Consider the following 26337-nt stretch of genomic DNA (forward strand, 5'->3'; position numbering starts at 1 on the left):
TCGGGCGGTCTCCTCACCAGCCCGGGTAGCGGTCGGTCCACCTCGTGAGTGGCCCGACGTCACCATGGAGGGTGTTGCCGGCGGTGAACTCGTAGATGAAGTCGTCAGCCAGCGTGAGGATCGTGCTTCGTCCCTCGACCTCGAACGTGAGTTCGGGGGGCAGTGCTGCTTCACCGTGGAACGCACCGAGGATGTTGCCGCACATCGCACCGGTCGAGTCGCTGTCACCGGAGTGGGTTGCCGCGAGTGACAGCGCGTCGAGCACCTCATCGGGACCGGAGTGGGCGAGAGCGGCGTAGAGGTCCATCGCGAGCGCCTTTTCTGCGACCCACTCTCCGCCCAGTGATTCGATGACGTCGGCACTGGCACTCCCCCGGGCGGCCTGGATGGCTTGCTCCAAGGCGTGAACAGTCTCCTCGTGATCATCTTGCCGGCGTAGCAACCGCAACGTGGTGTCGACGGCCTCAGTCAGACTCTGGCCACGAACAATCGCCCCGATCAGGACGGCGAACGCACCTGATGCCACCTTCCCTGTGGGATGGCCGTGGGTGTAACCGGCGGCCTCAGCGGCAGCGGCGAATTCAGTCCCAGCCGGATTCCTCCGGGATGCCGAACGGCGCGACCCCAACTTGGACAGCCATGCGGTCGGATGTCAGTCGCAGGTGGCCTCAGGCGACGCAGTCGAGGGCGTTGGGTAGTTGGCCAGGAGTACGCCTGGTGCTTCGCTGGTGGCCCTGCGGCTCGCCATTGCGGTCGGGGGTGGCTGCGACCATGCTGGGCGAACCATGGATGGGAGCAGTCGGTATGAATCTCAGCAAGCCGATCGGCCCGGAGTTCCGGGCATTCGACTTCACGCACGACCGGCGCACGTATGAGGTCTTTCGAGGTGGTTCGGGGTCAGCGGTTCTCGTGCTCCATGAGATCCCCGGCCTGCATCCAGGCGTCATCGATTTCGCCCGTCGGCTGATCGCCGTTGGGTACACCGTGTACCTCCCGTCCCTGTACGGGCGCCCCGCAGCCCCGGCGAATGGCCGCGAGATCCTGCGATCGATCGTGCAGGTCTGCGTGACGCGGGAGTTCACCAAACTCGCCGACCGTACGAGCCCCGTCGTCGGGTGGCTGCGAGCACTCGCCGCGTCGGCCCACCGTGAGTGTGGCGGTCCCGGGGTCGGCGTGGTCGGGATGTGCTTCACCGGAGGTTTCGCGCTGGCAACAGCTCTCGAACCCTCAGTCGTCGCGTCCGTCATGAGCCAGCCGGTCATGCCTGCGCCAATCGGGAAGCGTGGCCGTGCCGCCCTCGGCATGGATGCTCAGGATCTCTCGACCATCACGGAACGAGCCGGCGACGGCCTGCGCGTGCTCGGGCTCCGCTTCACCAACGACCGGGGTTGCCCTGCGGAGCGGTTCGAGACCCTCCGGGCGAGGCTCGGGACATCCTTTGAGGGGATCGAGATCGACTCTTCGCCGGGCAACGCGGCTGGTATCGCGCCGTCGGCGCACGCGGTGCTCACGGTCTCCCTCGTCGACGAGCCGGGGCATCCGACCCGGGTTGCCCTCGACCGGGTAGTGGCGTTTCTGGCCGAGCAACTGCGCCATTGACCGCCGTCGCGGCGTGAGAGCGAATCCCGGCCGGGGCGGGATCCAGCGACCGATCGACGTCGGGTGTCTGCCTGCCGGGACCTCACGTTGCATAGGCCGGGCCTCAGCGCCCGCCACCAGAGGGTTCCTGGACCGGGTTGCTGGACACCAAGTGGACACTCGATCAAGTCTCTAAATGCTTTCAGGCTCGGAATCCGCAGATTCCGAGCCTGAAATTAGTGGCGGGGGGAGGATTTGAACCTCCGACCTCCGGGTTATGAGCCCGGCGAGCTACCGAACTGCTCCACCCCGCGTCGGTAACCCCAGACTACGGCGGCACCGGCCCGGGAAGCAAATCGTGGCCGTGCCTATCAGCGTGACGTCAGCCACGTCGGCGATCGCCTCCCGGGCCAGGGTTCAGCCTGGATCCGCCGGTCGGGGCGGTGTGGGCGGCGGGTCGTGACAGCCGAATGCTCCTGTGACCAGCGAAAATGGACTTGTTGAGAGTTCCAAACCGCTGAGCAACAGGAGCACCGGTAGTGCGAGTTTCCCATAACTTCTCCGCTGAGTTCGACGATGACAACTTGATCGCCACCGCGGGTCTGGTCCCGGTGATGCTGCTGGCGGAGTCCGCCGGGCTTTCGGGGCTGGTCGATGAGTACGTCACCGTGGCCGGCAGTGCCGGGGCCAACGCCGATGTGAAGGTGGGCGCGCTGGTGGCTGGGATGGTGGCTGGGGCGGACAGCATCAGCGACATGGATCTGCTGCGCCACGGCGGCATGGACCGGGCGTTCACTGAGCACCGGGCGCCCACGACTCTGGGCACCCATCTGCGCGGCTACAAGTTTGGCCATGTGCGCCAGTTGGACGCGATCGCCTCGCGGTTGCTGGTCGCCCTGGCCGCCCGGGTGCCGGGCCTGCTGCGCGGCGGTGATGAGGTGACCTACCTGGACATCGACGACACCATCCGCCAGACCCACGGGTATGCCAAGCAGGGCACCGGGTACGGCTACAGCGGCATCAAGGGCCTCAACGCGCTGGTCGCAACCCTGTCCACGCCGGCGGCGCCGCCGGTGATCGCCGGGATGCGACTGCGTAAGGGCTCGGTGAAGTCCGACCGGGGCGCGGGGCAGATGATCGCTGAGGCTTTGGCCACCGCACGCCGGGCCGGGACAGGCGGGCTGGTCACCGGGCGGGCTGACAGCGCGTTCTACCTGCACCACGTGGTGGCCGCCATCCGCCGTGGTGGGGCGCGCTTTTCGATCACCGCCCGGATGGACAAGGCCGTGGTCGCCGCCATCTCCCGCATCGGCGAGGAGGACTGGGTGGGCATCAAGTACCCCGAGGCGATCTGGGACCAGGACGAACAGCGGTGGATCTCCGATGCTGAAGTTGCCGAGATCCCCTACACCGCCTTCACCTCCCGCAAGAAGGCCGACCACGTGGCTGCACGGCTGATCGTGCGCCGGGTCAAGCGCCTGAATCCGGCCTCGGCCACCGCCGAGCAGGGCGACCTACTCACCGCCTACCGGCACCATGCGGTGTTCACCGACTCCCCACTGTCGATGCTGGCCGCCGAGGCCGCCCACCGCGACCATGCGATCATCGAACAGGTCATCGCCGACCTGAAGACCGGGCCGTTGGCCCACTGCCCCTCGGGCGCCTTCAGCGCCAACAGTGCCTGGGCCGTGCTTGCGGCGATCTCGTTCAACCTCACCCGCGCCGCCGGAGTACTGGCCTCCAAGTTCCACGCTCGGGCACGCACCGCCACGATCCGCGCCCAACTCATCAACACCCCAGCCCGGATCGCCAACCGCGCCCGCTCCTGGCTGCTGCACCTACCCAGGAACTGGCCCTGGCAGCACGCCTGGGACGCGCTATTCGACGCCGCAGGCAGCCCGCTACCAGCGCCGGCTTGACCTTCAGCCCCTGCACCGACGAGAAGGAACCGAAAGTGGAAAGGCCGGGCAGACCGGCAACTCACTCACGCCCTTCGGCAGGACCGACCGAAAACCCCTCCTCACTTCACCGCTCAAGACGCTCCAAAAGCAGCTCAGCGGATCCAGGTTCAGCCGTTGAGTTCCTCGTCCGCCTCCAGGGCCCGCTCCAGCGCATCGGCCAACCGCTCCTGGGCCTCGCCGTAGGCGGTCCAGTCACTGTCGACGAGTGCCTCGTTGGAGTCTTCCATCGCCTCCCGGGCATCAGCCAGGGCGCGGTTCAGCCGCGTCTGGGCATCGCCGTCACCGGGGTCGGCCGCCGGCGGGTCGGCGGTCTCGGTCTCGGTGGGCTCATCGTCCGGGTCCGTTGCGTCCGGGTCGACCGGCTCACCGTCGGGATCGATGTCCTCGGCGTCCAGGTCGACCTCGTCATCGGGCACCGGCACCACGTCGGCGTCACCCGCTGCCGCACCGGCGTCGCCCTCGAAGACCTGGTCCAGCGCCTCATCGAGCGTGTGCGCGAACCCGACCGAGTCCCCGAAGGCCACCAGCACCCGCCGCAGCAACGGGAACTGGGTGCCGCTCTCGGACTGCACGTAGACCGGCTGCACATACAGCAGCCCGCCGCCGACCGGCAGCGTGAGCAGGTTGCCGGACAGCACCTGGGAGCCACCGGAACTGAGGATGTTCAGTTCCGTGGCCGCGGTGGTGTCGGTGTTGAAGTCGTTCTGCACCTGCCCGGGTCCGGGGACGGTCAGGTCACGAGGCAACTCCAGCAGACGGATCGTGCCGTAGTCCTCATGGACCTCACCGTCCTGGTCCCCCGTCTCGGAGTTCACCGCCATGAAACCGGTCAGCACGTTGCGCTGATCATCGTTCAGGATGAACGAGGTGGTCAGGGAGAAGGTCGCCTCCTCCTGCTCGGGCATCCGCAGGCTCAGGTAGAACGGTGGCTGGTTGAACTGCGGCTCAGCCGGGTCCGGTGGGGTGCGCCAGAAGTCACCACCGGAGAAGAAGTTCCGGGCATCGGTCACGTGATACCGGTTCAGCAGTTCACGCTGCACCTTGAACAGGTCCTCGGGGTAGCGCAGGTGACTCATCAGGTCCCCACTGATGTCCGACATGGGTTGGATCATGTCCGGGAAGATCTCCATCCAGGTCTGCAGGATGGGATCCTCCATGTCCCACGCGTACAACGTGACCGACCCGTCGTAGGCGCTGACCACCGCTTTGACGGAGTTGCGGATGTAGTTGACCAACTCGGGCAACTGGGCCTGGATCGCCTGGCCGTCCGGACCGGTCAACGCGTCGATGGTGGCGTCCTCGAGTTGCTGTCGTTCGGAGTAGGGGTAGTCGTCCGAGGTGGTGTAGGCGTCGACGACCCAGACCACCTCCTTCATGCCGTCCCCGTCGGTGTCAGCCACAGCCGGGTAGGTCCGACCGTCCAGGGTGAGGAACGGTGCCACCCGGGCCACCCGTTCGCGGGGGTCGCGGTGGTAGAGGATCTGGGACTCGGAGTTCACCCGGTCGGAGAAGATGATCTGTTCGCTGCCGAACCGGGCGGCGTAGAGCAACTGGCGCCACACGTTCCCGATACCCGGGCCACCGTCACCTTCGTAGGTGTTGTTGACCTGACCGCCCTCGGCGTCGTCGTCGGGGTAGTCCAACTCCCACGGGTCTGCGCCCTCGGGCGCCCCGACGATGGAGTAGTCCGGGGAGTTCTCCGAGAAGTAGATCCGCGGTTCGTAGTCGCCCAACGCCCCAATGCTGGGGATACCGCCCTCGAAGAACTGCGGCCGCCCGTCGTTGGTGGTGGTGTTGCCGTAGGCGGCCACCACGCCGAACCCGTGGGTGAAGACGGTGTGGTCGTTGGTCCAGTTCCGCTGCGCCACGGCATCCAGGTTGATGTCGCGGACGGCGATCACGGTGTCGTTGAGTTCACCGTCGATCTGGTACCGGTCCACATTCAGGGTCTCCGGGAAGGTGTAGTAGTGCCGGTTCTGCTGGTCCTGCCGGAATGTGGGCGAGACGATATTGGGGTCCAGCAACCGGATCTGGGCGGTCGACTCCTCATCGTCGGCCAGAGCACCGGCCACCCCCTCCAGTTCGGCCTCGTACACCTCGGTCTCAACGTCCTCCAGGCCGTACGCGGCCAGGGTGGCGTCGATATTGCGCTGGATGAACTCGGCCTCGTTGTCCTGCTCGTTCGGGCTCACCACCACGGCCTGGGTGATCGCCGGGATCGCCATCCCGGCCACCAGTCCGGTCACCACGGCCAGACCGAGCCCGACCACCGGCAGCCGCCACCGGCCCCGGGCGCCGAAGGCGAAGATGAGCACCGCCACGAAGACGCAGGCGAAGGCCAGGATCCACCGGGCCGGAAGCACAGCGTTGACCTCGGTGTAGGTGGCGCCGTCGAACCGTTCCCCGGGTGAGTTCAGCAGTGTGTACCGGTCCAGCCAGTAGTTCACGCCGACCAGCAGCACCACCAGACCACCCAGGATGCTCAACTGGATCCGTGCGGGCTTCTCCGCCCGCCGCTGCCCGGTCACCTGGATGCCGCCGTAGAGGTAGTGCACGAAGGCGGCCGCGGCCAGCCCGAAGATCGTGGTCCACAGCAGGAAGGAGATCACGAACCGCAGGAACGGCAAGATGAAGACGTAGAAGCCGACGTCCAGCCCGAACTGCGGGTCCACCTGCCCGAACGGCTGGCCGTTGAAAGCCTCCAGCATGGGTTGCCACTGCGTGGCCGCCGCCGAACCTGCGAAGAAGCCCACCACGATCGGGGCCGCGATGAAGGCCAGTCTGCGCAGCGGCTCGAACGCCTCCCGGTACCGGTCCAGGTCGCGCTGCTGGGGAGTGGTCGGGACATACATGGGCCGGTTCTTGTACGCCAGGCGCAGGTTGAACCAGACGACGCCGCCCATCAACAGCAGACCGACGACGAACAGCCCACCCCGGGTGGACCACTGGGTGAGCAACACGTTGGAGTAGCCCACCTGGTCGAACCAGAGCCACTCGGTCCAGAACCGGGACATCACCAGGAAAGCGATGACCACCCCGGCCAGCACACCGATCGTGGGTAGCAGCGGACCGCGGCGCCCGCGCGCCGGTCGCGGAGAGGAGGCAGCGGGACGGGAGGAAGCAAAGGACACTAGAGCTCAACCTCGAGAACGATCAGAGCGGGCAGATGGATCCAGAGGCACGGCACCCCTGGGCCCTCCCAGTTTCCCATACATTCGGTGTGCTGGAACGATGTCTATGTGAACGACGAATCCCGCTCCCACGCACTGGCCGCCGCCGTCATTGAACTGGAACGCCATGCCGCTGCCGGCGGCTGGGACGCACCGGTGGGCATCTACGCCCTGGTCCGCACCGCTGACGCCCTCGCGGAGAATCCCGCCGTTGCCACCCAACTCGGCGCCGAGGTGGTCGCAGCCGCCGAAGCGGACCCCGAGCACCTGACCTCGATCGAGCAGGACGGGCTCCCGGAGTCTGCGAACCTGGAGGAGCTGCTGGCCCAGTTGGCGTGGCCGGAGACGGTGCATGGGGCCGCGATCGTGGTGGAGCGGATCGTGGTACCGCCCGAGGCGGAGCAGGGCATGCCCAGCGACCCCGAGGAAGCGGTCGCCTACCTGATGGGCCACCCGGACCGTCAGGACGTGCGGGTGGCGGCCGGGGTGCTGCGCTCGGGCGAGTCCTGGTGCGTCCTGCGCTCACGCGCCAACGACTCCGACGACGCCGTCGCGGGTGCCCCCGACGCGGTGCCGGGGTTGGTGCACGCCCTGGCCGCCACGTTCAGCTGAGCCGACCCGAGCGCGGCCCTGCCCTGGCGCCGGCTCAGGTCGGCTCGAGGTGCTCCCAGTCGGCGCAGCCGGGCAGATCGTCGGTGTCGCCCGCGGCGATCGACTCCACGGCGCTGCGAGCCTGCTCCAGCGTGTCCACCGCGATCACCTGCAGGCCGGTGGGGATGTGACCCACCACCTCGGAGCAGTTGAGCGCGGGGGTCAGGAAGTAGTCGGCGCCGTCGTCCACGGCCCCGATCATCTTCAGACCCACGCCGCCGATCGGGCCGACCCGCCCGTCCAGGCTGATCGTGCCGGTGCCGGCGATGGAGTGCCCGCCGGTCAGGTCCTCTGGGGTGAGCACGTCGATGATGCCCAGGGCGAACATCAGGCCGGCGCTGGGTCCGCCGACGTTGTCGATCGCGATGCTCACCTCGACTGGCATGTCGAAATCGGCATTCAGGAAGATGCCCAGCTGGCTGCGGCCCCGACCGTCGTCGGTGGTGATGATCGGTAGCGTGACCTCCTGCCCATCGCGTTCCACCAGCAGTCGCATCTCCTCCCCCGGCGGGGTGGCCAGCAACGGCACGGACAGATCGGCGTAGGTCTCCACCTGCGCCACCTGCTCCCCGGGGGCCTGGATGCCCAGGATCAGGTCGCCCTCGGCCACCACACCCTCGGCGCCGGTCCCCGGGGCAGCATCGACGACCTCCAGGACCGCGGGCACCTCGAAGCCCACATCCGTCAGTGCCGCTACGGTGGCATGCTCCTGGGAGGTGATCATCTGCTGGGCCGCCAGTTGGTCCCGTTGCTCCTGCGTCAGGTCGGGATCGATCGCGGCCTCCAACGGCTGCACCATCTGGTTCGAACTCCAGTACCCCACGATCACGTTCGCTGCCCGCACCGGGTAGCCCGGCCCCCCGGAGGTGACCACCGTGGTGAGGCGCAACTCCCCCGCGGCCGGGTGCGCCCGGCCGCCCTCGATACTGATCAGGGTCGGCTCGCCGTCGCCCACCTCATCGGAGTCACCCTGGTCCGCCGGCCGATGCCCGGCCAGGGTGTTGAACGTGGGACCTGCCCCCTGCACCGCGTAGGGCAGCGGCAGCACCAGCATCGTCCCGAGCAGCCCGAAGGTGGCCACGCCGGAGATCAGCATGGTGACGAACCGCGGGGTGAAACTGACCCATCTCAGGCGTCGGCGGCGCCGGCGGGGCTCGTGCTCGGCGCGGAAACTCAGGTCCGTCATGCCCACTATCTTCCCTCGAGTCTGGATCGCACCGCGCCACCGACTGCGCCCAGAGCGAAAGGGTGGCCCGGTGATTCGGTGATCGGGCGTACCTGTGATTACCGTTGACCATGAGCGAACAGCCCTCAGGCGCAGAGCAGTGGCGACGCATGCTGGAGTCCATGCTCGGACCGGACGCCGCCGCGGAGGCGATGCGCGCCCTGGAGTCCAGCGGGATGGACCTGTCCCGGCTGGAGTCGATGCCGGGCATGCCCTCGGACCCGAGCCAGTTCGCCGCCGCCATGGCGCAGATGCGCCAGGTCCTGTCCGCCGACGACGACGGCGGTAGTTCGGACTGGAAGGTCGCCCACGACGTGGCCCGCCAGGTCGCCCACCTGGGCGGGGATCCGGCGGTCTCGGCGGCGCAGGCCGTAAGTGCCCGCCGGGCGCTGCAGGCGGCGGACCTGTGGCTGGACGTGGCCACCGACCTACCGCCCTCCGGTGGGCCGCAACAGGCGGTCTCCAGGGCCGAGTGGGTCGAGCGCACCCTGCCGGTGTGGCGTCAGGTGGCAGACCCCGTGGGTGTCTCGGTGGCTCAGGCGCTGGCCACCACCATGGGCACCGATGGCCCCGGTCTGCCCGAGGGTCTGGATCCGGCGGCCGCCGGACTGCTCGGTGGTGTGGACATGGGCGCGATGGTCCGCAAACTCGGCCGGCTCTCCTTCGCGATGCAGGTGGGCCAGGGGGCGGGCACCCTGGCGCGCGAGGTCTTCGGTGCCACGGACACCGGGTTGCCGCTGTTGACCGACCCGGCGGTGCTGCTGGTGCCGGCGAACCTGGACGCCTTCGCCGAGGACCTGGACGTGCCCACCGATGAGGTGTGGCACTTCCTGGCTGTGCGCGAGGCCGCACATGCCCGTCTGTTCACCCACGTGCCGTGGTTGCGCTCGCAACTGCTCAACGCGGTGGAGCAGTACGCGCGCGGGATCGAGATCGACCTGCGCCAACTCGAGGACGCCGTGCGCGACATCGACCCCACCGACATGGAGCAGTTACGCTCGGCCCTGGCCGGCGGGATCTTCTCCCCCGAGCGCACCGAGAGTCAGGAGCGGGCGCTGAGCCGGCTGGAGACCATCCTGGCCCTGATCGAGGGCTGGGTGGAGGAGGTCACGGCCGCCGCGGTGGCCCCGCACCTGCCGCACGCGGTCCCGCTGCGGGAGATGCTGCGTCGTCGGCGGGCGGCCGGTGGACCGGCCGAGGACACCTTCCGCACCCTGGTGGGGTTGGAGTTGCGGCCGCGCCGCGCTCGGGACGCGGCGCTGCTGTGGGCGGCGGTGACACGGGAACTGGGCGCCGCCGAGCGCGATGAGTTGTGGTCCCATCCCGACGTGTTCCCCACTGCCGAGGACCTGGACGATCCGGGTACCTACCTGAGCCGGCGCGAGAGTTCCCGGGCTGAGGGAGCCGACGTCGACGAGGCCCTGGCCATGATGCTGGAAGGCAACCTGGGCTACTCCGAGGGTGCGCGTGAGCACGATGCCGCCCGCGCTGCCGGCTCTGCCGCTGCCGAGAGCGCCGGGAGCCCGGAGCAGGCCGAACCGGAGGACGATGAGAACCCCGAGCGCGGCTGAACAGCCCCGACCCTGAGGGTTCCATCCACAGGGTTCATCCACAGATCGACCGGTGGCCCGGCAATAGATGGGTGGGTGTGCGAACCTCGGCGAACGAGTCGTTCGAGAGGTGGCCATGATGTGGATCAGACCGGGTTTCGAGGTGTATTGGCGCGCTCCCGGCTCCAGCCAGATCGGGTTGGATCCGCGCTGCGCGCTCTTGCTGGACGGGCTGTCCGGCGGTGAGCAGCGTCTCCTGGAGCGCCTCCCCGAGTGCGCCGGCCCCGAGGAGCTGCGGGCTCATGCTCGGGACCTGGGCGTGCCCGCACGACAGGTGAAGTCCCTGCTCGATCGGTTGCGGACGGCCGGGTACGTGCTCGAGGGCCCGGCCCCGGATCTCCACCCGAGCCTGGTCACCGGTCCGGACCAGGGCTACTGGCACCGGGCGGCGATGGCTGGTCACACCCGGCCGTCCGACCGCTCCGATGCGGTGGTGGCCGTGCACGGGCTGGACCCGCTCGGGCTGCGGCTGGCCTGCGTGCTCACGCACGCCGGTGTGGGCGCGGTCCTCCTGCATGACGAACGACGGGTGCGTCACAACGACGTCGGCGGCGGGCTCTACCGGGCCGGCGACGTCGGCCGGATGCGCCAGGACAGCGCCACCGCCGTGCTGCGCGGCATCGACCCGAAGGTCCGGACCCGCCGCGGGCCGGGCACCGACGCCGATGTGGTGGTGCTGGTCCGCGCCGGAGTGGCCGATCCGGTCGACTATCGCGACCTGATGCGTCAGGATGTCTGCCACCTGCCGGTCCTGGCGCGGGAACTGGATGTGGTGATCGGCCCGCTGGTGCGCCCCGGCGAGGGCGTCTGCCTGCGGTGCCTGGATCTGCACCGTTGCGATCGGGATCCGCGCTGGCCGGCGGTGGCCACCCAAGCCACCACCCGTGCCGCACCGGCCGCGGAGACGTCGTTGGCCTGGCTGGGTGCCGCACTGGCCGCCCATCAACTGCTGGCGCTGGTGGACGGCCGCGACACCCTGACCGACACCTCCCTGGAGGTGTCGGCCTGGGACCCGGTACCGGTGCAGCGCCGGTGGCGAGTGCACCCGCAGTGCGGGTGTTCGGCAAGCGCGCTGCTCCCAGCCGTTGCCGGCTGAGGGTCCCGGCTACCTCACGCCGCGGGCGTGGACCGGTGCCGGGCGGCGGCGGGCCGGTCGGTCTTGCGAGGACGGCCACGGCCGCGCTTGCGGGCCACGATGACGCCGTCGACGAAGACCTCTCCGCCCCAGACGCCCCACGGCTCCCGGCGGGACACCGCCCCCGCCAGGCACTCGGCCTTGATCGGGCAGGTCTGGCACATGGCCTTGGCCTTCTCGACCTGCGCCGTGCCCTCGGCGAACCACAGGTCCGCGGTCTCCAGGTCCTGGCAGGGCAGGGTCAGGTCAGCCTCGGTGGGCAACGGCAGGCTGTCGAGGGGCCAGGTGGTGGACGATCCCGACCGGTGGTCGAGAATCGATGTGTACTGCACGAGATGCTCCTGAGCGATTGTGATGGTCAGCCGGGTCGGCAACCGCACTTGTCACGACTGACAAAGGGCCGCGAACCCATCGGGGCTTCGCGGCGAGAGAGCGCTCTGCTCGGAGAGTTACCCGATGGCCGCGAGGCCGGTGAAGTTGGGGTCGGTATCCGTGGTGCCGGGAGTGGCGAGGCCGGAGCCGGCGTAGCCGGACGTGGCACCCGGGGCAAGATCGGCACGGAGACGCACGAACGCGCTTACCGGTGCAACGTGCACGGTCCGGGAGATGCCGGTCGCCGTAGTCATGGTCTTCATCTGGGTGCTCACCTCCTCGGTGCTCAGGAACCGGGTGTGCTGGCTAGGCGCGGTTCGGCGAATCAGGAACGTGTTACAGAGTAGAGGTGCCCGGGATGCCTGCCCAGTCTTTTTCCGAACTTCCTGACAGTTGTCATCTCCGCCTACTGCCGGCTGTCAGGACCGGGCAGGTCGATCACCACGGACCAGGGCCAGGATGGTGGCCCCGTAGGCCTCGATCTTGGTGGGGCCGATCCCGCGCAGAATGGCCAGTTGCCGCAGATCCTTGGGGCATGCGGCGGCGATCGCCACCAGGGCCGCGTCGTGCAGGATGGTGAAGGCGGGTTTGTCGGTCTCGGTGGCGACCTCGGCCCGCCACGTGCGCAGGCGTTCGAAGACCTCCGGATCCGCCTCGGCCGCCGAAACCTGCTCGGCGACCTGACGCCGTCGTCCCGCCCTGGATAGGGTGTGCTTGCCGCGGGCGCGCTGCGCCGGTTCGGCCGCCGGCCAGATGCCGTCCAGGAACCGGGAGGCCTTGCGGCTCGACCCACCCCCGGCGTTGCGGGCCAGGGCATAGGACAACTGCAGGTGCTCCCGGGCACGGGTGATGCCCACGTAGAGCAGACGGCGTTCCTCGTTGATCGCCTCGATGCCCTCGGCCAGTGAGATCGGCATCAGCCCCTCGCACATGCCGACCAGGAACACCGCGTCCCACTCCAGGCCCTTCGCGGCGTGCAGGGAGGCCAGGGTGACCCCCTCCACGGTGGGGGCGTGTTGCGCGCTGGCACGCTCTGCCAGTTCGGCCACATATTCGACCATGTCCGCCTGCCGGGTGCGAGCCAGTTCGTCGGCGAGTGCGACCAGGGAGTTGAGCGACTCCCACTTCTCCCGTACCGCGCCCCGGGCGGCCGGCGGCTCCGGGGTCCAGCCGGCACTGGCCAGCACATCACGCACGGTCTCGGGCATCGTGGCTTCCCCGGGTGCCCGGGCCGCCCCGCGCAGCAGCACGATCGCCTCGCGGACCTCGGTGCGGGAGAAGAACCGTTCCCCGCCCTGGACCAGATACCCGATCCCGGCCTGGCTCAGCGCCTGCTCGTAGGCCGGTGCCTGGGCGTTGGTGCGGTACAGCACCGCGATCTGACTCGCCTTGACGCCGGTGCGGATGAGTTCGGCGGTGCGGGCTGCCACCCCAGCGGCCTCGGCGTCGTCGTCGAGATAGGTCTCGAACCGCACGGCCGGCCCGCTGGGCCGTTGTGCGATGAGTTCCACCGCCGCACTGGAGCGAGCCTTTCCGGCCCGGGCCAGCACGTTGTTGGCCAGGGACACCACCTGCGGGGTGGACCGGTAGTCGCGGGCCAGGGTGATCACCCTGGCCTCGGGGTAACGCCGGGAGAAGTCGGTCAGGTAGGCGGGGGTCGCGCCCGTGAAGGAGTAGATGGTCTGGGAGACATCACCCACCACACACAGTTCGGCGCGATCACCGAGCCAGAGTTCCAGCAGCCGCTGCTGCAGCGGGGAGACGTCCTGGTACTCATCGACCACGAAGTGCCGGTACTGCCGGCGCACGGTGGCGGCGATCTCGGGTTGCTCGGCCAGGATGCCCACGGTCAGCAGTAGCACGTCCTCGAAGTCGATCACCCCGCGTTCGGTCTTGACCTGCTCGTACACGCTGAGCAGCCGGGCGATCGTGGTGGGATCCTGACCGGCGATGTCCTGGCGGCCCTGGGCTGCGGCGACACGGGCGTAGTTCTCCGCCGTGATCATGGTGACCTTGGCCCACTCCACCTCCCCGGCCAGGTCCCGGATCATGAGCCGGTCCACCTCCAGGCCGAGCCGGCCGGCTGCCTCCCCGATCATGGAGGCCTTGTGCTCGGCGATCCTGGGCACCGACCCACCGATCGCCCGGGGCCAGAAGTAGGACAGTTGCCGCAGCGCCGCGGCGTGGAAGGTGCGGGCCTGCACGCCGCCCACGCCCAGGTCACGCAGCCGTGAGCGCATCTCACCCGCCGCCCGGGCGGTGAAGGTCACCGCCAGTACCGCGGTCGGGTTGTAGGTGCTGGTGAGCACGCCGTGTGCGATCCGGTAGGTCACCGCGCGGGTCTTGCCGGTGCCGGCGCCGGCGAGCACGCACACCGGGCCGGTCAGTTGCTCGGCAACGGCGCGCTGGTCGGGGTCGAGGGCGTCGAGCAAGGCCTCGACGTCGGTACGGGTGCTCATCGTCATCGATTGTCCCAGGCGCAACCGACACGGGGATCCGCATCCGCCGACGCAGGTCGGGGCCGGGCTCCGGCGGCGGCCCCTTGCCACACCCACGTGGGTCGGCGACTTCGACCCTCGCGCCGCGCCGACCACGTGCGGCAGACTGCCTCTCATGGCCGTGCCCCGGGCTCTGACCCCGCTGACCAGTGCCGCGACACTGCGCTGCGGGGTCTACCTCGTCATCGGGGGCCTGGTCGCGGCCGCGTACGGTCTCCTGGCTGCCGGGTTCGTGCAGATGTTCCGCGACCCAACGCTGGGACGTCCGGTCATCGTCACGCTCGCCGCGGTCACGGCGGTGATCGTGCTGGTCCCGCCGTTCCTCCATCCCGTACGCGTCCTCCAGGTGAACGCCGCGCGCACCCTGCTCGACACCGACATCGCCGACACCCCCGGCCGGGGGCGAGGCGCGGTGGCGCGCGGGTTCGTGTGGTTCCTGCTACACCTCGCCACCGGAGCCCTCGCAGCGCTGTCGCTGCTCACCGCGATCCCGTTCGCCGTGAGTCTGATCGCCTGGCACCTCGGCTCGAGCGCACTGCAGGGTGCGCTCGGGCCGCTCGCCGACCTCCCCGCGCTACTCGCCGTCGTCCTGGCGGTCGTGTTCCTCCTCGTGCCGCCCTACCTCATCTGGACCCTGCGGGCGCTGCTGCGCACGTCCGCGCCGGTGTTGCTCGGACCATCGGCGCAGGACCGGATTGCCCGCCTGGAGGCCGACAAGCGCGAACTCGCCGCCCGCAACGCCCTGGCCCGCGACCTGCACGACAGCGTCGGCCACGCGTTGACCGTGACGACGTTGCAGGCGGCCGCGGCCGAGCGTGCCCTCGGCCGCGACCCGGAGTTCGTCCGCTCGGCGCTCGGGGCAATCGGCGCGACGGGCCGCGAGGCCGTCGCCGAGCTCGACCGGGTCCTCGGCGTGCTGAGAACGGGTGCACCGCCGCCTGCCGATGAGGCCGCCGCTCACGACCGCGGGCTTTCCCAGGTCCCCGCTCTCGCCGAGGAGGCACGCGCGACCGGGGCGCGCGTCGCGCTCGTCCTTCCGCCGGATGCCGACGGTGCGGTCTCTCGCACCGTCTCGCGCGAGGCCTACGCGATCGTGCGCGAGGCGCTCACCAACGCGCTGCGCCACGGCGACGGAACCATCGAGGTGCACGTCGAACTCGCCGAGCGCCACCTCATCCTCACCATCCGCAACGGGCTGCGCGACCTCACCCGGGGATCGGGCCGGGGCCTGATGGGCATGCAGGAGCGCGCCGAAGCCCTGGGTGGCGTGCTGACTTCGGGCCGCCGGGACCGCGAGTGGCACGTCGACGCGGCGCTCCCCCGGGAGGTGCCATGACCGTGCGAGTGCTGCTCGTCGACGACGAGGCCCTCGTCCGCAGCGGACTGCGGGTGATCATCGACGGCGAACCGGACCTTGAGGTGGTCGGCGAGGTCGCCGACGGCGCCGACGTGCCTGCCGCCGTCGCCGGGTCGGGCCCCGATGTCGTCCTCATGGACGTGCGGATGCCTGGGCTCGACGGGATCTCGGCCACCCGTGCGCTGCGGGCGCACGGCGACCGGACGAGCGCCCGCCAGCCCCGTGTCCTGGTGGTCACCACCTTCGAGAACGACGACTACGTGCTTGAGGCCCTGCGAGCCGGCGCCGCAGGCTTCATCCTCAAACGGGCGCACCCCGACCAGGTCCTGGAGGCGATCCGGGTCGTCGCCCGAGGCGACGCACTGCTGTTCCCCGACGCCTTGCGCCGCCTCGTCGCCACCACGTCCCCGGCCACGGGTGGCGACCGGTTGGCGCGGGCCGGGCTCACCGCACGGGAGTCCGACGTGCTCCGGCTGATGGCGGCGGGCCGGTCCAACGCCGAGATCGGCGCCGAACTGTTCCTCGGGGTGGAGACGGTCAAAACGCACGTCGGCAACCTGCTCGCCAAGCTCGGGGTACGCGACCGCACCCAGGCGGTGGTCCTCGCCTACGAGTCCGGGTTCGTCCGACCGGGCGGCTGAACGATCCCTCCTGCGAGGGAAGCGGTCCGGCCACGTCCACTCCGACGGGGGATCCGTACGAGCAGTCGTCGCAGCGATCGTTGGCGCATGCGCACCATCACTGCCACCGCCCTGTACTGGCTTCTGCTCGCCCTCGGCGCCCTGGTCGCCGTCGTCACCGGCGCCGAACTCGCCATCGGAGACCACCACCCCGTACCCGAGTACGCCCTCGCCGGGCTGCTGCCCCGGTCGGTGCTGCTCGTCGTCGTCGCCGTCCTGGCCCTGGTGCTCGCCGCGACCACCGCGACGACGGCAGCCGCGGCGCGGTCCGCCGCGCCACGGGCCGCCGCCGTGCCGGCCGCGCTGATGGCAGGAGCCGTCTCGACGGCGCTCCTGGTCGTACTCACGATGAGCGCCGACCTCCTCGCCCTGGCCGGCTACCTCCCGTTCGCCCTGGTCATGGCCGTGTTCGACGAGGGCTGGCGGGTGGACCTGCTGAACGTGCTCAACCACAGCCTGTTACTCCAGTTGATGATCCTGGTCGGGGTGTTCCTGTGGGGCGCTGCCGCGAGGCAGTACCTGCGCAGCCGGCCCCGTGCCCTCCCGGGCTGGGCGCGTCCCGAAGTCGCTGCCAGGTGGGGGCGGGCGGCTACCGTCGTCGCGGTCATCCCGCCGCTCGTCTACGCGGCCACGCGCGTCGCCTGGATCGCCTACCCGCTCGGCTTCGACCGTGCGCAGTGGGAGGCGGCGCGGGCCACCGGCGACCTGTGGTCCGGTGTCTGGCTCGGCGTGTTCGCCGCGCTCGGTGCGGTGCTCACGCTGGGCCTGGTGCAGCGCTGGGGTGAGGTTGTCCCCCGTTGGGTGCCGGGTCTGGCCGGGCGGCCGGTTCCGGTGGCCCTGGCCGTCGTGCCCGCGAGCCTCGTCGCGCTGATCATCCTGCCGGCCGGCATCTCGATGATCCGCAGGTTCGGCGGCGGGGCCCCGATCGACTTCATCGCCGGCTGGGCGGCCTACGGCCCCATGGTCCTGTGGCCGTTGTGGGGGGTGGCGCTCGGGGTAGCCACCCTCGGCTATGCGCTGCGCCGCCGCGGCAAGGATACCGCTGAGGTGCCCGCCAGGGGCGGTGTCTGACTACGCCTGGGGCGGTGCCGGCAGGTCCATCGCTGCCAGGCGGACGGGATCGACCAGCGCCACGACGTCCACGATCCGCCCGTCGGCCACGGTGCAGGACATCACGCTGAGCGGCTTGCCGCTGCGTCCCCAGAAGAGGACGCCCGGCTCCCCGTTGACCAGGACCCGGCGCGGGACGACCGCTGCGCGCCGGCCACGCCCGGCCGCAGCCATGACCTCGGTGGCGCCGAGATGCACGATCGTGCCCCGCGGCGTGTACGAGCGCCAGGTCACGTCGGGGTCGAGCACCTTCAGAAGCCCCTCGAAGTCCCCCTCTCGCGCCGCGGCGACGAAGGCGTCGACCACCTCCCGCTGCTCCTGGCGCTTCGTTGTGGTCCGAGGTGCGCCCCGGACCTTCCGGCGCGCACGGCTGGCGAGCATCTTGGCCGCGTCGGTGGACTTGCCGAGGATCTCGCCGATCTCGGCGAACGAGACGTCGAAGACGTCGTGCAGCACGAAGGCCAGACGTTCCTCGGGCCGCAGAGTCTCCAGAACCACGAGCAGCGCCAAGCCGACCGAGTCCGCCAGGACCGCACTGTCCTCGGGTGTGTCGTCGTCATCCTCGGTGACGACGAAATCCGGGAGTCGGGCGTCGTAGGACGCCTCCGGCCTGGCCCGGCGCGAGCGCAACACGTCCAGACAGACCCGGCCCACCACCGTGGTCAACCACCCGGCGAGGTTCTCGATGGCGTCGGCCTCCTGGCGCGCCAGGCGCAGCCAGGCCTCCTGCACGGCGTCCTCGGCGTCTGCCCGGGAACCGAGCATCCGGTGGGCCATCGCGATGAGGCGCTCGCGCTCGCGCTCGAACGCCTCGGTCCAGGCAGCGTCTGGGCTCATCGGGGTTACCTTCCGTGGTCGAGATCCGTCATAGGTATGACGAGCCCGCAGGGGCTGAGGTAACACGAGGGAGGATATATGGACACCGCTCCATCCCGGTTGGAACCGGAAGCCGCGGCCGGCGCGCACCAGCGCCGCCTGATCCGGACGGCGCATCAGGGCCGCCAGGGTCTCGCCGCAGGCAGGCAGAGCACCGGGCCCGCCGGCCGGCTGAGCGTCCGTGAGCTCGAGGTCCTTCGCCTCGTGGCCGAGGGCCGTGCGAACCGGGAGATCGCCGGCGACCTCTTCCTCTCAACCCACACCATCAAGAGGCACGTCGCTCACATCCTCGACAAGCTTAACGCCGGCAACCGCACCGAAGCGGTCGCCCGCGGCCGTGACCTCGGACTACTCGACTGACCCGCACCCGGGACTGCCGGGATTCCGTCCTGACTGAACTGGTACCCCGATGGCTCTATCGGGCGATGCCGCACCCTACGCCGCCGCCGGAAGATCGGTTGCAGGTCGGACCCGGCGGGGGCTGGTAACACCAAGGAGAGAACATGCACATCACCCTGTGGATCATCGCCGGATTGCTGTCGGCCGCCTACCTGATCGGAGGTGCCAGCCAGTTGCTGATGTCGAAGGAGAAGTACCGCTCCTACGCGGAGAGCCAGCACTGGGTCGATGACTTCACCCCTGGACACATCAAGGCCATCGGCGTTATCAAGATCGTGGGCGCTGTGGGCCTGGTCCTGCCGGCCGCGGTGAACGTCGCACCGGTGCTGGTCCCGGTGGCCGCGTGCGGACTGATGCTGGTGATGGCCGGCGCCGCCACGACCCGGTTCCGCCGCAGCGAATGGAAGTTCCTGATCGGCGACCTCGTGTTCTTGTCCCTCTTCGCCCTCGTGGCGTGGGGGCGCTTCAGCCTCGAGCCCTTCGGCTCGTGAGCCGTGCGAGGCGATCGCTCCGATCCGACGCCATCACCCGACCGGCCCACGCCGGCATGAGGGTCGTCATCGGCTCCCGCGACCTCTCCCAGCCGGTTCGGCGCCTCCCGTCCTGGCAGAAGTGGTACCCGAATGGCTCTTTCGGGCGATGCCGCGCGGTCGACCGACACCGGAGGATTGCCATCACATCCAGCCCCCTGCGTCTTGTTGCAGACGTGCCGCCGTCCATCCGAACTCGAAAGAAGACCAATGTCTGGTGCCATTGCCACGTCCACGAAGTCCGACCGCCGCTCCAGGAGTCCCGCACTCGTGATTATCGCCTGCATCCTCATTGCCACCGCAGCGAACCTGGGCCTTTATGCCATCGGACGGGCCACCGACGCGGCGCTGCGAATCGATCCCGGTGCTGGTGAGGCCAACCACCTGATCATCCCCGGCGACGTGGCGTGGAAGACAGCCGTACCGCTCGCGCTCGGCGCGCTCGTGCTGGCCCTGCTCGCACGGCGCTCCCGTCGCTGGACGACCATCGCGATCATCGCCGGCGCCGTCGCCGTCCTGATCACCATCCCGTTCGTCCTCACCGGCGCACACGACCTCACCACCGGTCTCCTGCTCGCGGGCATGCACACGATCGGTGGACTCGCGTACATCCTGATCGGAACAACCGTCCGGCCGAACGCGGCGCCGTGAGCAGCACCGGGCCGGACGGGCATGGGCGAGTCGGCCGGCGGTCACGCTGATTCCTCGACCACTTCCGGCCCGCATTGCCCACGTCACCGAGGAGGAAACATGCGAGTGCTCATCGCCGGAGCCAGCGGCGTCATCGGAAGCCAACTCACTCCCATGCTCCAGGAGGAAGGACACGACGTCGTCGGGCTCGCCAGGGCCGCCTTCCCGTCATCGGCGCGCGTGGTCCAGGCGGACGCGCTGGACCTCGACGCCGTCGTCGGCATCGTCAGCGAGACCCGGCCCGACGTCATCGTCAACATGCTCACCGCAATCCCGGGACAGTTGGATCCGAAGCGGTTCGCCGAGCAGTTCGAATTGACCAACCGTCTGCGCATCCAGGGCACGAGCAACCTCATCACCGCCGCAGCGGAGGTCGGCGTCCGCCAGTTCCTGTCCCAGGGCCTGGCCTTCGCCTACGATCCGGGCGGCGAGGGGCCAGCGAGCGAGGACGCCCCGTTGTGGCAGAACCCGCCCACTCCCTTCGCGCCCGCACTGGAGGCGCTGAAACAACTGGAGGCGAACACGCTCGCGGTCGGGGGCACGGTGCTGCGCCTCGGCCACCTCTATGGTCCGGGTACCGGCTTCGCAATCGATGGCTCCGTCGTGCGACAGGTGCGGGACCGCCAGGTGCCTCTCGTCGGGGGTGGGGCCGCGACGTTCTCCTTCACCCACACGCGGGATGCCGCAGCCGCCGTCCTCTCGGTGATCGACACCGGACACCCGGGGGTGTTCAATGTGGTGGACGATGAGCCGGCGCAGATGCGGCACTGGCTCCCCTACCTCGCCCGCGAACTGGACGCGCCGCAGCCCCGGCGGGTACCGACGTTCCTCGCCCGGTGGGCCATCGGACCGTGGGGTGTGGCCTTCATGACCGCGCTCCGCGGAGCGGCCAACGACCGCGCCAGGCGCATCCTCGGGTGGCAGCCAGCGTTCGCCTCGTGGCGTACGGGCTTCACCGCCGAACTACGCAGCACAGCGAGATAGGAGACCCGCAGTTGAGTTTCGAGGCACGCACGATCCAGCAACTCAGCGTCCACGACGTGCCGGAGTGGCTACAGGTTGGCGGCCACCGGGCCTACGTCGGCTACATCGCGGACGAACCAGAGGGGTCAAACCTGGGGCTGGCCTACATCCGCTTCCGGCGAGGGGTGAGATTCGAGTTCCTCTGGGCCTACGACGAGGTTGCCGTGGTGACCATGGGCAGTCTGACCGTGCGAATCGGCGAGGAGGCCCTCACCGCCACCGTCGGGGAGTCGCTCTACATGCCCGCTGGCGTGCGTGGCACCTTCGACGTCGACGAGGACGTGGAGGCGTTCTGCGTCCACTACCCCACCGACGCCCAGGCCGGCCGTGAGTGGCAAGGCGATCAGCGACTCCCGGCCGAAGACGAGATCAGACTGGTGTCGATCGAGTAGGTGTGGGGGCGGTGACCTGCGGTTTCAGCGGTGCGTCGATGTGTCGATGAGACGCGCTGGTTCGGCTGTCACAACTTCCCATCGCGCGGCGTCTGGTGGTCAAAGCCAATGGAACGAAGGAGAGACCATGACGCACAGCATCCATGTCATCGTGGTCGGCGGTGGGTACGCCGGCGTGATGGCAGCCAACCGCCTCACCCAGCGCGACGACGTGGCGGTGACGCTGATCGCTCGCAGTCCGGCGTTCGTCGAACGCCTCCGACTGCATCAGTTCGGCGCTGGTTCCGACGAAACGGTCGTCGACTACCGGGTGGTGCTGGCTCCAAGCGTCCGACTGGTGGTCGACACCGTCACCCATATCGACGCCCCGGGACGCAGCCTCGCGGTGGGTAGCGGCGGGGCAGTCGACTACGACCACCTGGTGTACGCCGTGGGGAGCACCAGTGCTGCCTCGCCCGTACCCGGGGCGGCGGAGCACGCCCACCCGCTGGCGACCCTAGAGGAGGCGAGTCGGCTCCGGGCAGCACTCGACGCGAGGGCCACAACGGCTCCGGTCGTGGTCGTCGGCGGTGGATCGACTGGGATCGAGACCGCGGCAGAGTTGGGCGAAGCCGGTCGTCATGTGACGCTGGTCTGCGGAACAGAACTCGGTCCGTACCTGCATCCGCGGGCTCGCCGATCGGTCAAACACCGCTTGGCGAGACTAGGAGTCGCGGTGCGGGAGGGATCCAACGTGGCTGCCGTCAGCCCGGAGTCCTTAGGGCTCAGCAACGGCAGCCAGATCCCGAGCATGGTCACCGTCTGGACGGCAGGGTTCGGGGTCCCCGACCTCGCCACCGGCAGCGGTCTGAGCACAGACGGATCAGGCCGCCTGCTGACGGATGAGACGCTGACTAGCGTGGACGACGCGCGTATCGTCGCCGCCGGTGACGCGGCGGCACCGTCGGACCTACCGTTCAGGATGAGTGCCCAGACGGCCCTCCCACTCGGTGCACATGCCGCCGACACGGTGCTCAGCCGGATCGCCGGAGTGACGCCCGCTTGCATCGACGTCGGATTCTTCGGCCAGTGCATCAGTCTGGGTCGTCGCGACGCCGTCCTCCAGGTCGCCCACCGGGACGACACCGCCAGAGGCCTTTACCTCGCGGGACGCCTCACGGCGATGATCAAAGAGAAGGCGGTGCAGGGATCTATCAAGTTCCTCACGGAGGAGGCGCGCAGGCCCGGCTCGTTCACCTGGCGCTTCCGCGACCCCAAGCGCCAGGAGGTCCTCCAAACCGCGCGCGAGGCAGTGAGCGCCGGGGAACGTCGAATGAGAAGGGGTGGGCCGTGACCGACCACGCCACGGACGCGGCGACCGAGACATTCATCCGTCACCGGAACCTGCTCTTCACCGTCGCCTACGAGATGCTCGGGTCGGCCGCCGACGCGGAGGACGTCCTCCAGGAGACATGGTTACGGTGGGCTACGGTCGACCTGGGCCAGGTGCGCGACCAGCGCGCCTACCTGGTCCAGGTCGCGACCCGGCAGGCACTTGACCGGCTGCGGACAGTGAAGCGCCGTCGAGAGACCTACGTCGGCCCGTGGCTGCCTGAACCCTTGCTCACCACACCGGACGTGGCAGAGGACGTAGAACTCGCCGAAAGCGTCTCGATGGCGATGCTGCTGGTCCTCGAGGCACTGTCGCCGACGGAACGCGCCGTCTTCGTCCTGCGCGAGGTCTTCGACGTCGGCTATGACGAGATCGCGGTCGCCGTCGACAAGAGCGCGGCGGCCGTCCGGCAGATAGCCCACCGAGCGCGACGACGTGTCGAGGCAGGCCGCCCCCGCCAGGTGGTGTCCCAAAGAGACACCCGCGCGGCCCTGGAGTCCTTCCGACGTGCAGTCGAAACCGGTGACCTCCAGGGTCTGCTGGACTTGCTTGCCCCCGACGTCGTCCTCGTGGGCGATGGGGGTGGGGTGGAGAAGGCGCCGGTCCGCTCGATCCTCGGCGCTGACAACGTGGCACGCATCATCCTCGCCCTCTTCGGGAAGTTCGACGGTGAGTTCGCCGCGCAGGCCATCGTGACCAACGGTAGCCCTGCGCTCCTCGTGCGCCTCGACGGTGCCATCGACGGAGTCCTCACCGCTCGCGTCACCGACGGCCGATTCCATGGCCTGTACTACGTGCGCAACCCTCACAAACTGTCCCGCATCAGGTCCGAGACCCGCCTCACCCTAGGATGAGGCCGATGGCGTACCGGTCGGACCGCCTGTCACGGTCCTCGACGACGCAGCAACCGGAGGGAGGCGAAATGGTCGGCGTCGTGATCCGTGACGCTCGCCCTGAGGATGCCGATCCGTTGTCCCGGTTGCTCAACAGCATCGTCGACGAAGGAGACAAGACCGCTATCGAGCAGCACCTGAGTCCGGAGGCCTTCACCGAGTGGTTCATTGCCGGGGAGCACTGTCTCGGCTGCGTGGTTGCCACCGAGTCGGAGCAGTTCCTGGGATTCCAAGCCGTTGAGGGATACCACGACGACCTGCCTCCTGGGTGGGTCGACGTCGCGACCTTCGTCTCCGAGCCTGCGCGGGGCAAAGGCATCGGAATGCTGCTGATGGACACGACTTTGCGGAACTGCCTCGAACGGCACCTGCAGGTGCTGCGGGCCGTCGTTCGACGTAGCAACGAGGGGGCCGTGGACTACTACCGCCGGCTGGGCTTCAGCGAACTGCCTCCTGCGGACCACTCCCCGCCCTCGCCGAGCATCGTGATGGTTCGTCATACGACGCCGGCCCGAACGTCCGCCGCGCTGACGGATCGTTGAGTTCGTGCGACTGCGCCGGCGCCCGGTGGGGCGTGCCAGAAGGTGCGACCCATGGTGTGTGCTACCCCACCGGGGCACCGCGCGGGTGCGGGGTAGCATCGAATCCAGTTCAGTCACCGGTTTGTCGACGGGAGCACTTCGTGAGCAGCACCACCCCACCCCAAGCAGGCAGCACCACCATGTTCAGCACCACCTGGTGCGGCTACTGCAGGCGACTGAAGTCGCAGATGGACCGGGAGGGGATCCCCTACACCGAGGTCAACATCGAGAACGACGAGGACGCGGCCGCGTTCGTGATGACGGCCAACGAGGGCAACCAGACCGTACCCACGTTGCTGTTCCCGGACGGATCCACGGCCACCAACCCCTCCCTGGCCGAGGTCAAGGAACGGATCGCCTGAGCCCGGCACAACCGGCGCCGGCGCCGGGCGTTAGCGCCGTAGGTCCAATCGCATCAGCACGCGCGGGAAGCCACTCAGCACCGAATCGGTGCCGGCGGCTCTGGTGAACCCGGCGGCCTCGAACGCAGCCCGGGTGCCCGCGTAGGCCATGGACTGGTCGACTTTGGCGCCCTTGTTGTCCAGCGGGTAGGCCTCGATCACCGGGGCATCGTTCGCGCGGGCGAAGTCCACCGCGCCGGCGATCAGGTGGTGGACGATCCCCTGCTTACGGTGACCGGGACGCACCCGCAGGCACCACAGGGACCACACATCCACCGCATCGACCGCATCGAGGTGCGGGATCTTGCGGCTGCGGGCGAAACTCGTGTTCCGGCGCGGAGCCACTGCGGCCCAGCCCACCACGTCCGCGCCGTCGTAGGCGAGGACGCCGGGCGGCGGATCCTGGGCGACGAGGTCTCGGACCAGGTCGACGCGGTCCTGGCCCCGTAGCGCCCGCTCTGCGGCGGTGAGTCTGCGATGACTCAGGCACCAGCACACCTCGGCGCCGGGACGTCTGGGGCCCACCATCGTGGCCACGTCCTCGAAACGGGTGGCGGCTCGCACCTCGACAGCCATTGCCCGACTCTATCGCCCAGGGCCCAGCGACAGCCAGGCCGAACCCGAGCGCGCGAACCCGCTCGCACCGGCGCCGAGCGATGCGTGTATCGCCCGGCTCCGAATCCGCAAGGGACGCCCAGAGCCGCCTACGTCGGCAGTGGCCCGCCGTACCACTGGGCGATGAGGTGGTGGGCGATGGAGGTGGCCCGCGGCAGCACCACGTCGCCATCGGTCACGGCCCGGGCGAGTGCGGTTCGGCTTAGGAACATGGCCTCGGTGACCTCCACGCCGTCGGGCGTCACCTCGGTGGTCCGGGCCCGCCCGCTCATACCCACCATCAGCGAGGCCGGGAAGGGCCACGGTTGCGAAGCCTGATAGGTCACCTCACCGACGAGCACACCCGTCTCCTCAGCGACCTCGCGGCGCACGGCGGCTTCCAGGGACTCCCCCGGCTCGACGAACCCGGCCGGTACTGAGAACCGTGTGGGCGGCCACGCGGCACCGTGGGCCAGGAGCAACCGGTCGTCGTCATCGGTGATCGCCATGATCACCGCCGGGTCGGTGCGGGGGAAGTGCTGGGATCCGTCCACGCTGCACCGGCGCACCCACCCGGCCTCGCCCACCGCGGTGGGCCCGCCGCAACGAGGGCAGTACCGGTGGGTGCTGTGCCAGTTCGCCAGCGCCACCGCCTCGGTGGCGAGTCCGGCATCGCGGGCGGGGAGTCGCCAACCCACGTCCCGCAGGTGGGAGCGGCGGGCGCCCGGCGCGCCCTGCGGGTCATCGGTGCGGCGGGAGATCTCCTCGGCCCAGTCGCTCACGCCGGTGGCTTCGGGGTGGACCTGGGCCAGGTAGGCGTGCTCGGTGTCGCGCCCCAGGTAGAGGAGCACATCCTCGGTGCCGACGCCGGTGGTGGGCACCGGGGTTGCACCACCCGGGGCGGCCGGGCCCCCACCGGCCGCGCCGCCGGCACCATCGGGTGCCTCAGGTGCGTCAGCGCCACCGGTGCCGAGCGGGGCGGTGAACATCAGCGCGTCATCGGATCCGGTGAGCACATCACCACCGATGAGGTGCAGGACCCGGGTGGAGGGCAGGTCCAACAGGCGGGCGATCAACCCCTCCCGGACGCGGCCGAGGCCGTCGCGGTCCACTCCGGAGCGAGAGAGGGGCAGGTCGTCTGAGCGCACCCCTCCACGGTAGACGGCCCCGCCGGCTCGCGCCGCCATAGCGGGACACACCGGGCGCCTCACAGGGCCGGCGCCCGCCGGTGGGCATACC

Annotated in this window: 26 protein-coding genes and 1 tRNA gene; 17 read left to right on the forward strand and 10 right to left on the reverse strand. The window is 69.5% G+C overall.

The window, feature by feature from the left end; all coding sequences use genetic code 11:
* Positions 1–13: 13 nt before the first annotated feature.
* Complete coding sequence (locus ACPL7H_RS10935; RefSeq protein WP_424796955.1) at positions 14–628, reverse strand: ADP-ribosylglycohydrolase family protein; 615 nt, start codon at positions 626–628, stop codon at positions 14–16.
* Positions 629–771: 143 nt separating this feature from the next.
* Between ACPL7H_RS10935 and ACPL7H_RS10940 the strand changes: the two genes are divergently transcribed.
* On the forward strand, positions 772–1599 hold the full coding sequence (locus ACPL7H_RS10940; protein ID WP_424796956.1) for a dienelactone hydrolase family protein: 828 nt from the start codon (positions 772–774) through the stop codon (positions 1597–1599).
* A 219-nt stretch (positions 1600–1818) separates the two neighbouring features.
* Here ACPL7H_RS10940 and ACPL7H_RS10945 read toward each other — a convergent pair.
* Positions 1819–1892: transfer RNA gene (locus ACPL7H_RS10945), tRNA-Met, on the reverse strand.
* Between the two features lie 225 nt (positions 1893–2117).
* Between ACPL7H_RS10945 and ACPL7H_RS10950 the strand changes: the two genes are divergently transcribed.
* Positions 2118–3497 carry an IS1380 family transposase gene (locus tag ACPL7H_RS10950; RefSeq protein ID WP_424796957.1) on the forward strand — a complete coding sequence of 460 codons (1380 nt, stop codon included), beginning with the start codon at positions 2118–2120 and terminating at the stop codon, positions 3495–3497.
* A gap of 149 nt (positions 3498–3646) precedes the next feature.
* On the opposite strand, the gene ACPL7H_RS10955 is transcribed toward ACPL7H_RS10950, so the two are convergent.
* Positions 3647–6670: a UPF0182 family protein gene (locus tag ACPL7H_RS10955; protein WP_424796958.1), complete on the reverse strand. Its 3024-nt coding sequence runs from the start codon at positions 6668–6670 to the stop codon at positions 3647–3649.
* 108 nt (positions 6671–6778) lie between these two features.
* Between ACPL7H_RS10955 and ACPL7H_RS10960 the strand changes: the two genes are divergently transcribed.
* Entirely contained in the window at positions 6779–7321 is a 543-nt protein-coding gene (locus ACPL7H_RS10960) for a PPA1309 family protein (RefSeq protein ID WP_424787541.1), read from the forward strand.
* Between the two features lie 34 nt (positions 7322–7355).
* Here ACPL7H_RS10960 and ACPL7H_RS10965 read toward each other — a convergent pair whose 3' ends face one another.
* On the reverse strand, positions 7356–8546 hold the full coding sequence (locus ACPL7H_RS10965) for a YlbL family protein (RefSeq protein ID WP_424796959.1): 1191 nt from the start codon (positions 8544–8546) through the stop codon (positions 7356–7358).
* Between the two features lie 110 nt (positions 8547–8656).
* Between ACPL7H_RS10965 and ACPL7H_RS10970 the strand changes: the two genes are divergently transcribed.
* Positions 8657–10156 (forward strand): zinc-dependent metalloprotease, encoded by a 1500-nt coding sequence (locus ACPL7H_RS10970; RefSeq protein ID WP_424796960.1) that lies wholly within the window; start codon positions 8657–8659, stop codon positions 10154–10156.
* Positions 10157–10274: 118 nt separating this feature from the next.
* Positions 10275–11291 carry a hypothetical protein gene (locus ACPL7H_RS10975; RefSeq protein ID WP_424796961.1) on the forward strand — a complete coding sequence of 339 codons (1017 nt, stop codon included), beginning with the start codon at positions 10275–10277 and terminating at the stop codon, positions 11289–11291.
* Between the two features lie 14 nt (positions 11292–11305).
* Here ACPL7H_RS10975 and ACPL7H_RS10980 read toward each other — a convergent pair whose 3' ends face one another.
* From ACPL7H_RS10980 to ACPL7H_RS10990, 3 genes are all read right to left on the reverse strand, one after another.
* Positions 11306–11662, reverse strand: coding sequence for a WhiB family transcriptional regulator (locus ACPL7H_RS10980; protein WP_424796962.1), 357 nt, complete (start codon positions 11660–11662; stop codon positions 11306–11308).
* Positions 11663–11779: 117 nt separating this feature from the next.
* The gene (locus ACPL7H_RS10985; RefSeq protein WP_424796963.1) at positions 11780–11977 is read right to left on the reverse strand and encodes a hypothetical protein; all 198 of its coding nucleotides are present in this window, start codon (positions 11975–11977) and stop codon (positions 11780–11782) included.
* Between the two features lie 144 nt (positions 11978–12121).
* Positions 12122–14167: an ATP-dependent DNA helicase UvrD2 gene (locus tag ACPL7H_RS10990; RefSeq protein ID WP_424796964.1), complete on the reverse strand. Its 2046-nt coding sequence runs from the start codon at positions 14165–14167 to the stop codon at positions 12122–12124.
* 148 nt (positions 14168–14315) lie between these two features.
* Here ACPL7H_RS10990 and ACPL7H_RS10995 point away from each other — a divergent pair, with 148 nt between their 5' ends.
* The 3 genes from ACPL7H_RS10995 (at position 14316) to ACPL7H_RS11005 (ending at position 17308) form a co-directional block, all read left to right on the forward strand.
* The gene (locus ACPL7H_RS10995; protein WP_424796965.1) at positions 14316–15536 is read left to right on the forward strand and encodes a sensor histidine kinase; all 1221 of its coding nucleotides are present in this window, start codon (positions 14316–14318) and stop codon (positions 15534–15536) included.
* Positions 15533–16198 (forward strand): response regulator, encoded by a 666-nt coding sequence (locus ACPL7H_RS11000; RefSeq protein WP_424796966.1) that lies wholly within the window; start codon positions 15533–15535, stop codon positions 16196–16198. The genes ACPL7H_RS10995 and ACPL7H_RS11000 overlap by 4 nt, the downstream gene beginning before the upstream one ends.
* A gap of 87 nt (positions 16199–16285) precedes the next feature.
* The gene (locus ACPL7H_RS11005) at positions 16286–17308 is read left to right on the forward strand and encodes a hypothetical protein (protein ID WP_424796967.1); all 1023 of its coding nucleotides are present in this window, start codon (positions 16286–16288) and stop codon (positions 17306–17308) included.
* On the opposite strand, the gene ACPL7H_RS11010 is transcribed toward ACPL7H_RS11005, so the two are convergent.
* Positions 17309–18184, reverse strand: coding sequence for a sigma-70 family RNA polymerase sigma factor (locus ACPL7H_RS11010; protein WP_424796968.1), 876 nt, complete (start codon positions 18182–18184; stop codon positions 17309–17311).
* A 78-nt stretch (positions 18185–18262) separates the two neighbouring features.
* Between ACPL7H_RS11010 and ACPL7H_RS11015 the strand changes: the two genes are divergently transcribed.
* The 9 genes from ACPL7H_RS11015 (at position 18263) to ACPL7H_RS11055 (ending at position 24465) form a co-directional block, all read left to right on the forward strand.
* Positions 18263–18583: a response regulator transcription factor gene (locus tag ACPL7H_RS11015; protein ID WP_424796969.1), complete on the forward strand. Its 321-nt coding sequence runs from the start codon at positions 18263–18265 to the stop codon at positions 18581–18583.
* A gap of 143 nt (positions 18584–18726) precedes the next feature.
* Positions 18727–19113, forward strand: a complete 387-nt coding sequence (locus ACPL7H_RS11020; protein ID WP_424796970.1) for a DoxX family protein — start codon at positions 18727–18729, stop codon at positions 19111–19113.
* A gap of 249 nt (positions 19114–19362) precedes the next feature.
* A complete protein-coding gene (locus tag ACPL7H_RS11025) occupies positions 19363–19803 on the forward strand; it encodes a DUF6069 family protein (protein WP_424796971.1) in 441 nt (146 codons plus the stop codon).
* Positions 19804–19902: 99 nt separating this feature from the next.
* Positions 19903–20826 (forward strand): NAD-dependent epimerase/dehydratase family protein, encoded by a 924-nt coding sequence (locus tag ACPL7H_RS11030; RefSeq protein ID WP_424796972.1) that lies wholly within the window; start codon positions 19903–19905, stop codon positions 20824–20826.
* An 11-nt stretch (positions 20827–20837) separates the two neighbouring features.
* Positions 20838–21257 carry a hypothetical protein gene (locus tag ACPL7H_RS11035; protein ID WP_424796973.1) on the forward strand — a complete coding sequence of 140 codons (420 nt, stop codon included), beginning with the start codon at positions 20838–20840 and terminating at the stop codon, positions 21255–21257.
* Positions 21258–21384: 127 nt separating this feature from the next.
* Positions 21385–22590: an NAD(P)/FAD-dependent oxidoreductase gene (locus ACPL7H_RS11040; protein ID WP_424796974.1), complete on the forward strand. Its 1206-nt coding sequence runs from the start codon at positions 21385–21387 to the stop codon at positions 22588–22590.
* Positions 22587–23483, forward strand: a complete 897-nt coding sequence (locus ACPL7H_RS11045; RefSeq protein WP_424796975.1) for an RNA polymerase sigma-70 factor — start codon at positions 22587–22589, stop codon at positions 23481–23483. Before ACPL7H_RS11040 ends, ACPL7H_RS11045 begins: the two co-directional genes overlap by 4 nt.
* 68 nt (positions 23484–23551) lie before the next feature.
* Complete coding sequence (locus tag ACPL7H_RS11050) at positions 23552–24064, forward strand: N-acetyltransferase family protein (RefSeq protein WP_424796976.1); 513 nt, start codon at positions 23552–23554, stop codon at positions 24062–24064.
* Positions 24065–24243: 179 nt separating this feature from the next.
* Positions 24244–24465 carry a mycoredoxin gene (locus ACPL7H_RS11055; RefSeq protein WP_424787598.1) on the forward strand — a complete coding sequence of 74 codons (222 nt, stop codon included), beginning with the start codon at positions 24244–24246 and terminating at the stop codon, positions 24463–24465.
* Between the two features lie 30 nt (positions 24466–24495).
* On the opposite strand, the gene ACPL7H_RS11060 is transcribed toward ACPL7H_RS11055, so the two are convergent.
* Positions 24496–25080, reverse strand: coding sequence for a GNAT family N-acetyltransferase (locus ACPL7H_RS11060; RefSeq protein WP_424796977.1), 585 nt, complete (start codon positions 25078–25080; stop codon positions 24496–24498).
* A 128-nt stretch (positions 25081–25208) separates the two neighbouring features.
* Entirely contained in the window at positions 25209–26246 is a 1038-nt protein-coding gene (gene nudC / locus ACPL7H_RS11065; protein WP_424796978.1) for an NAD(+) diphosphatase, read from the reverse strand.
* Positions 26247–26337: the final 91 nt, after the last annotated feature.

The organism is Pseudactinotalea sp. Z1732 (genome assembly GCF_049724975.1).
Taxonomy (GTDB): Bacteria; Actinomycetota; Actinomycetes; order Actinomycetales; family Beutenbergiaceae; genus CALKWS01.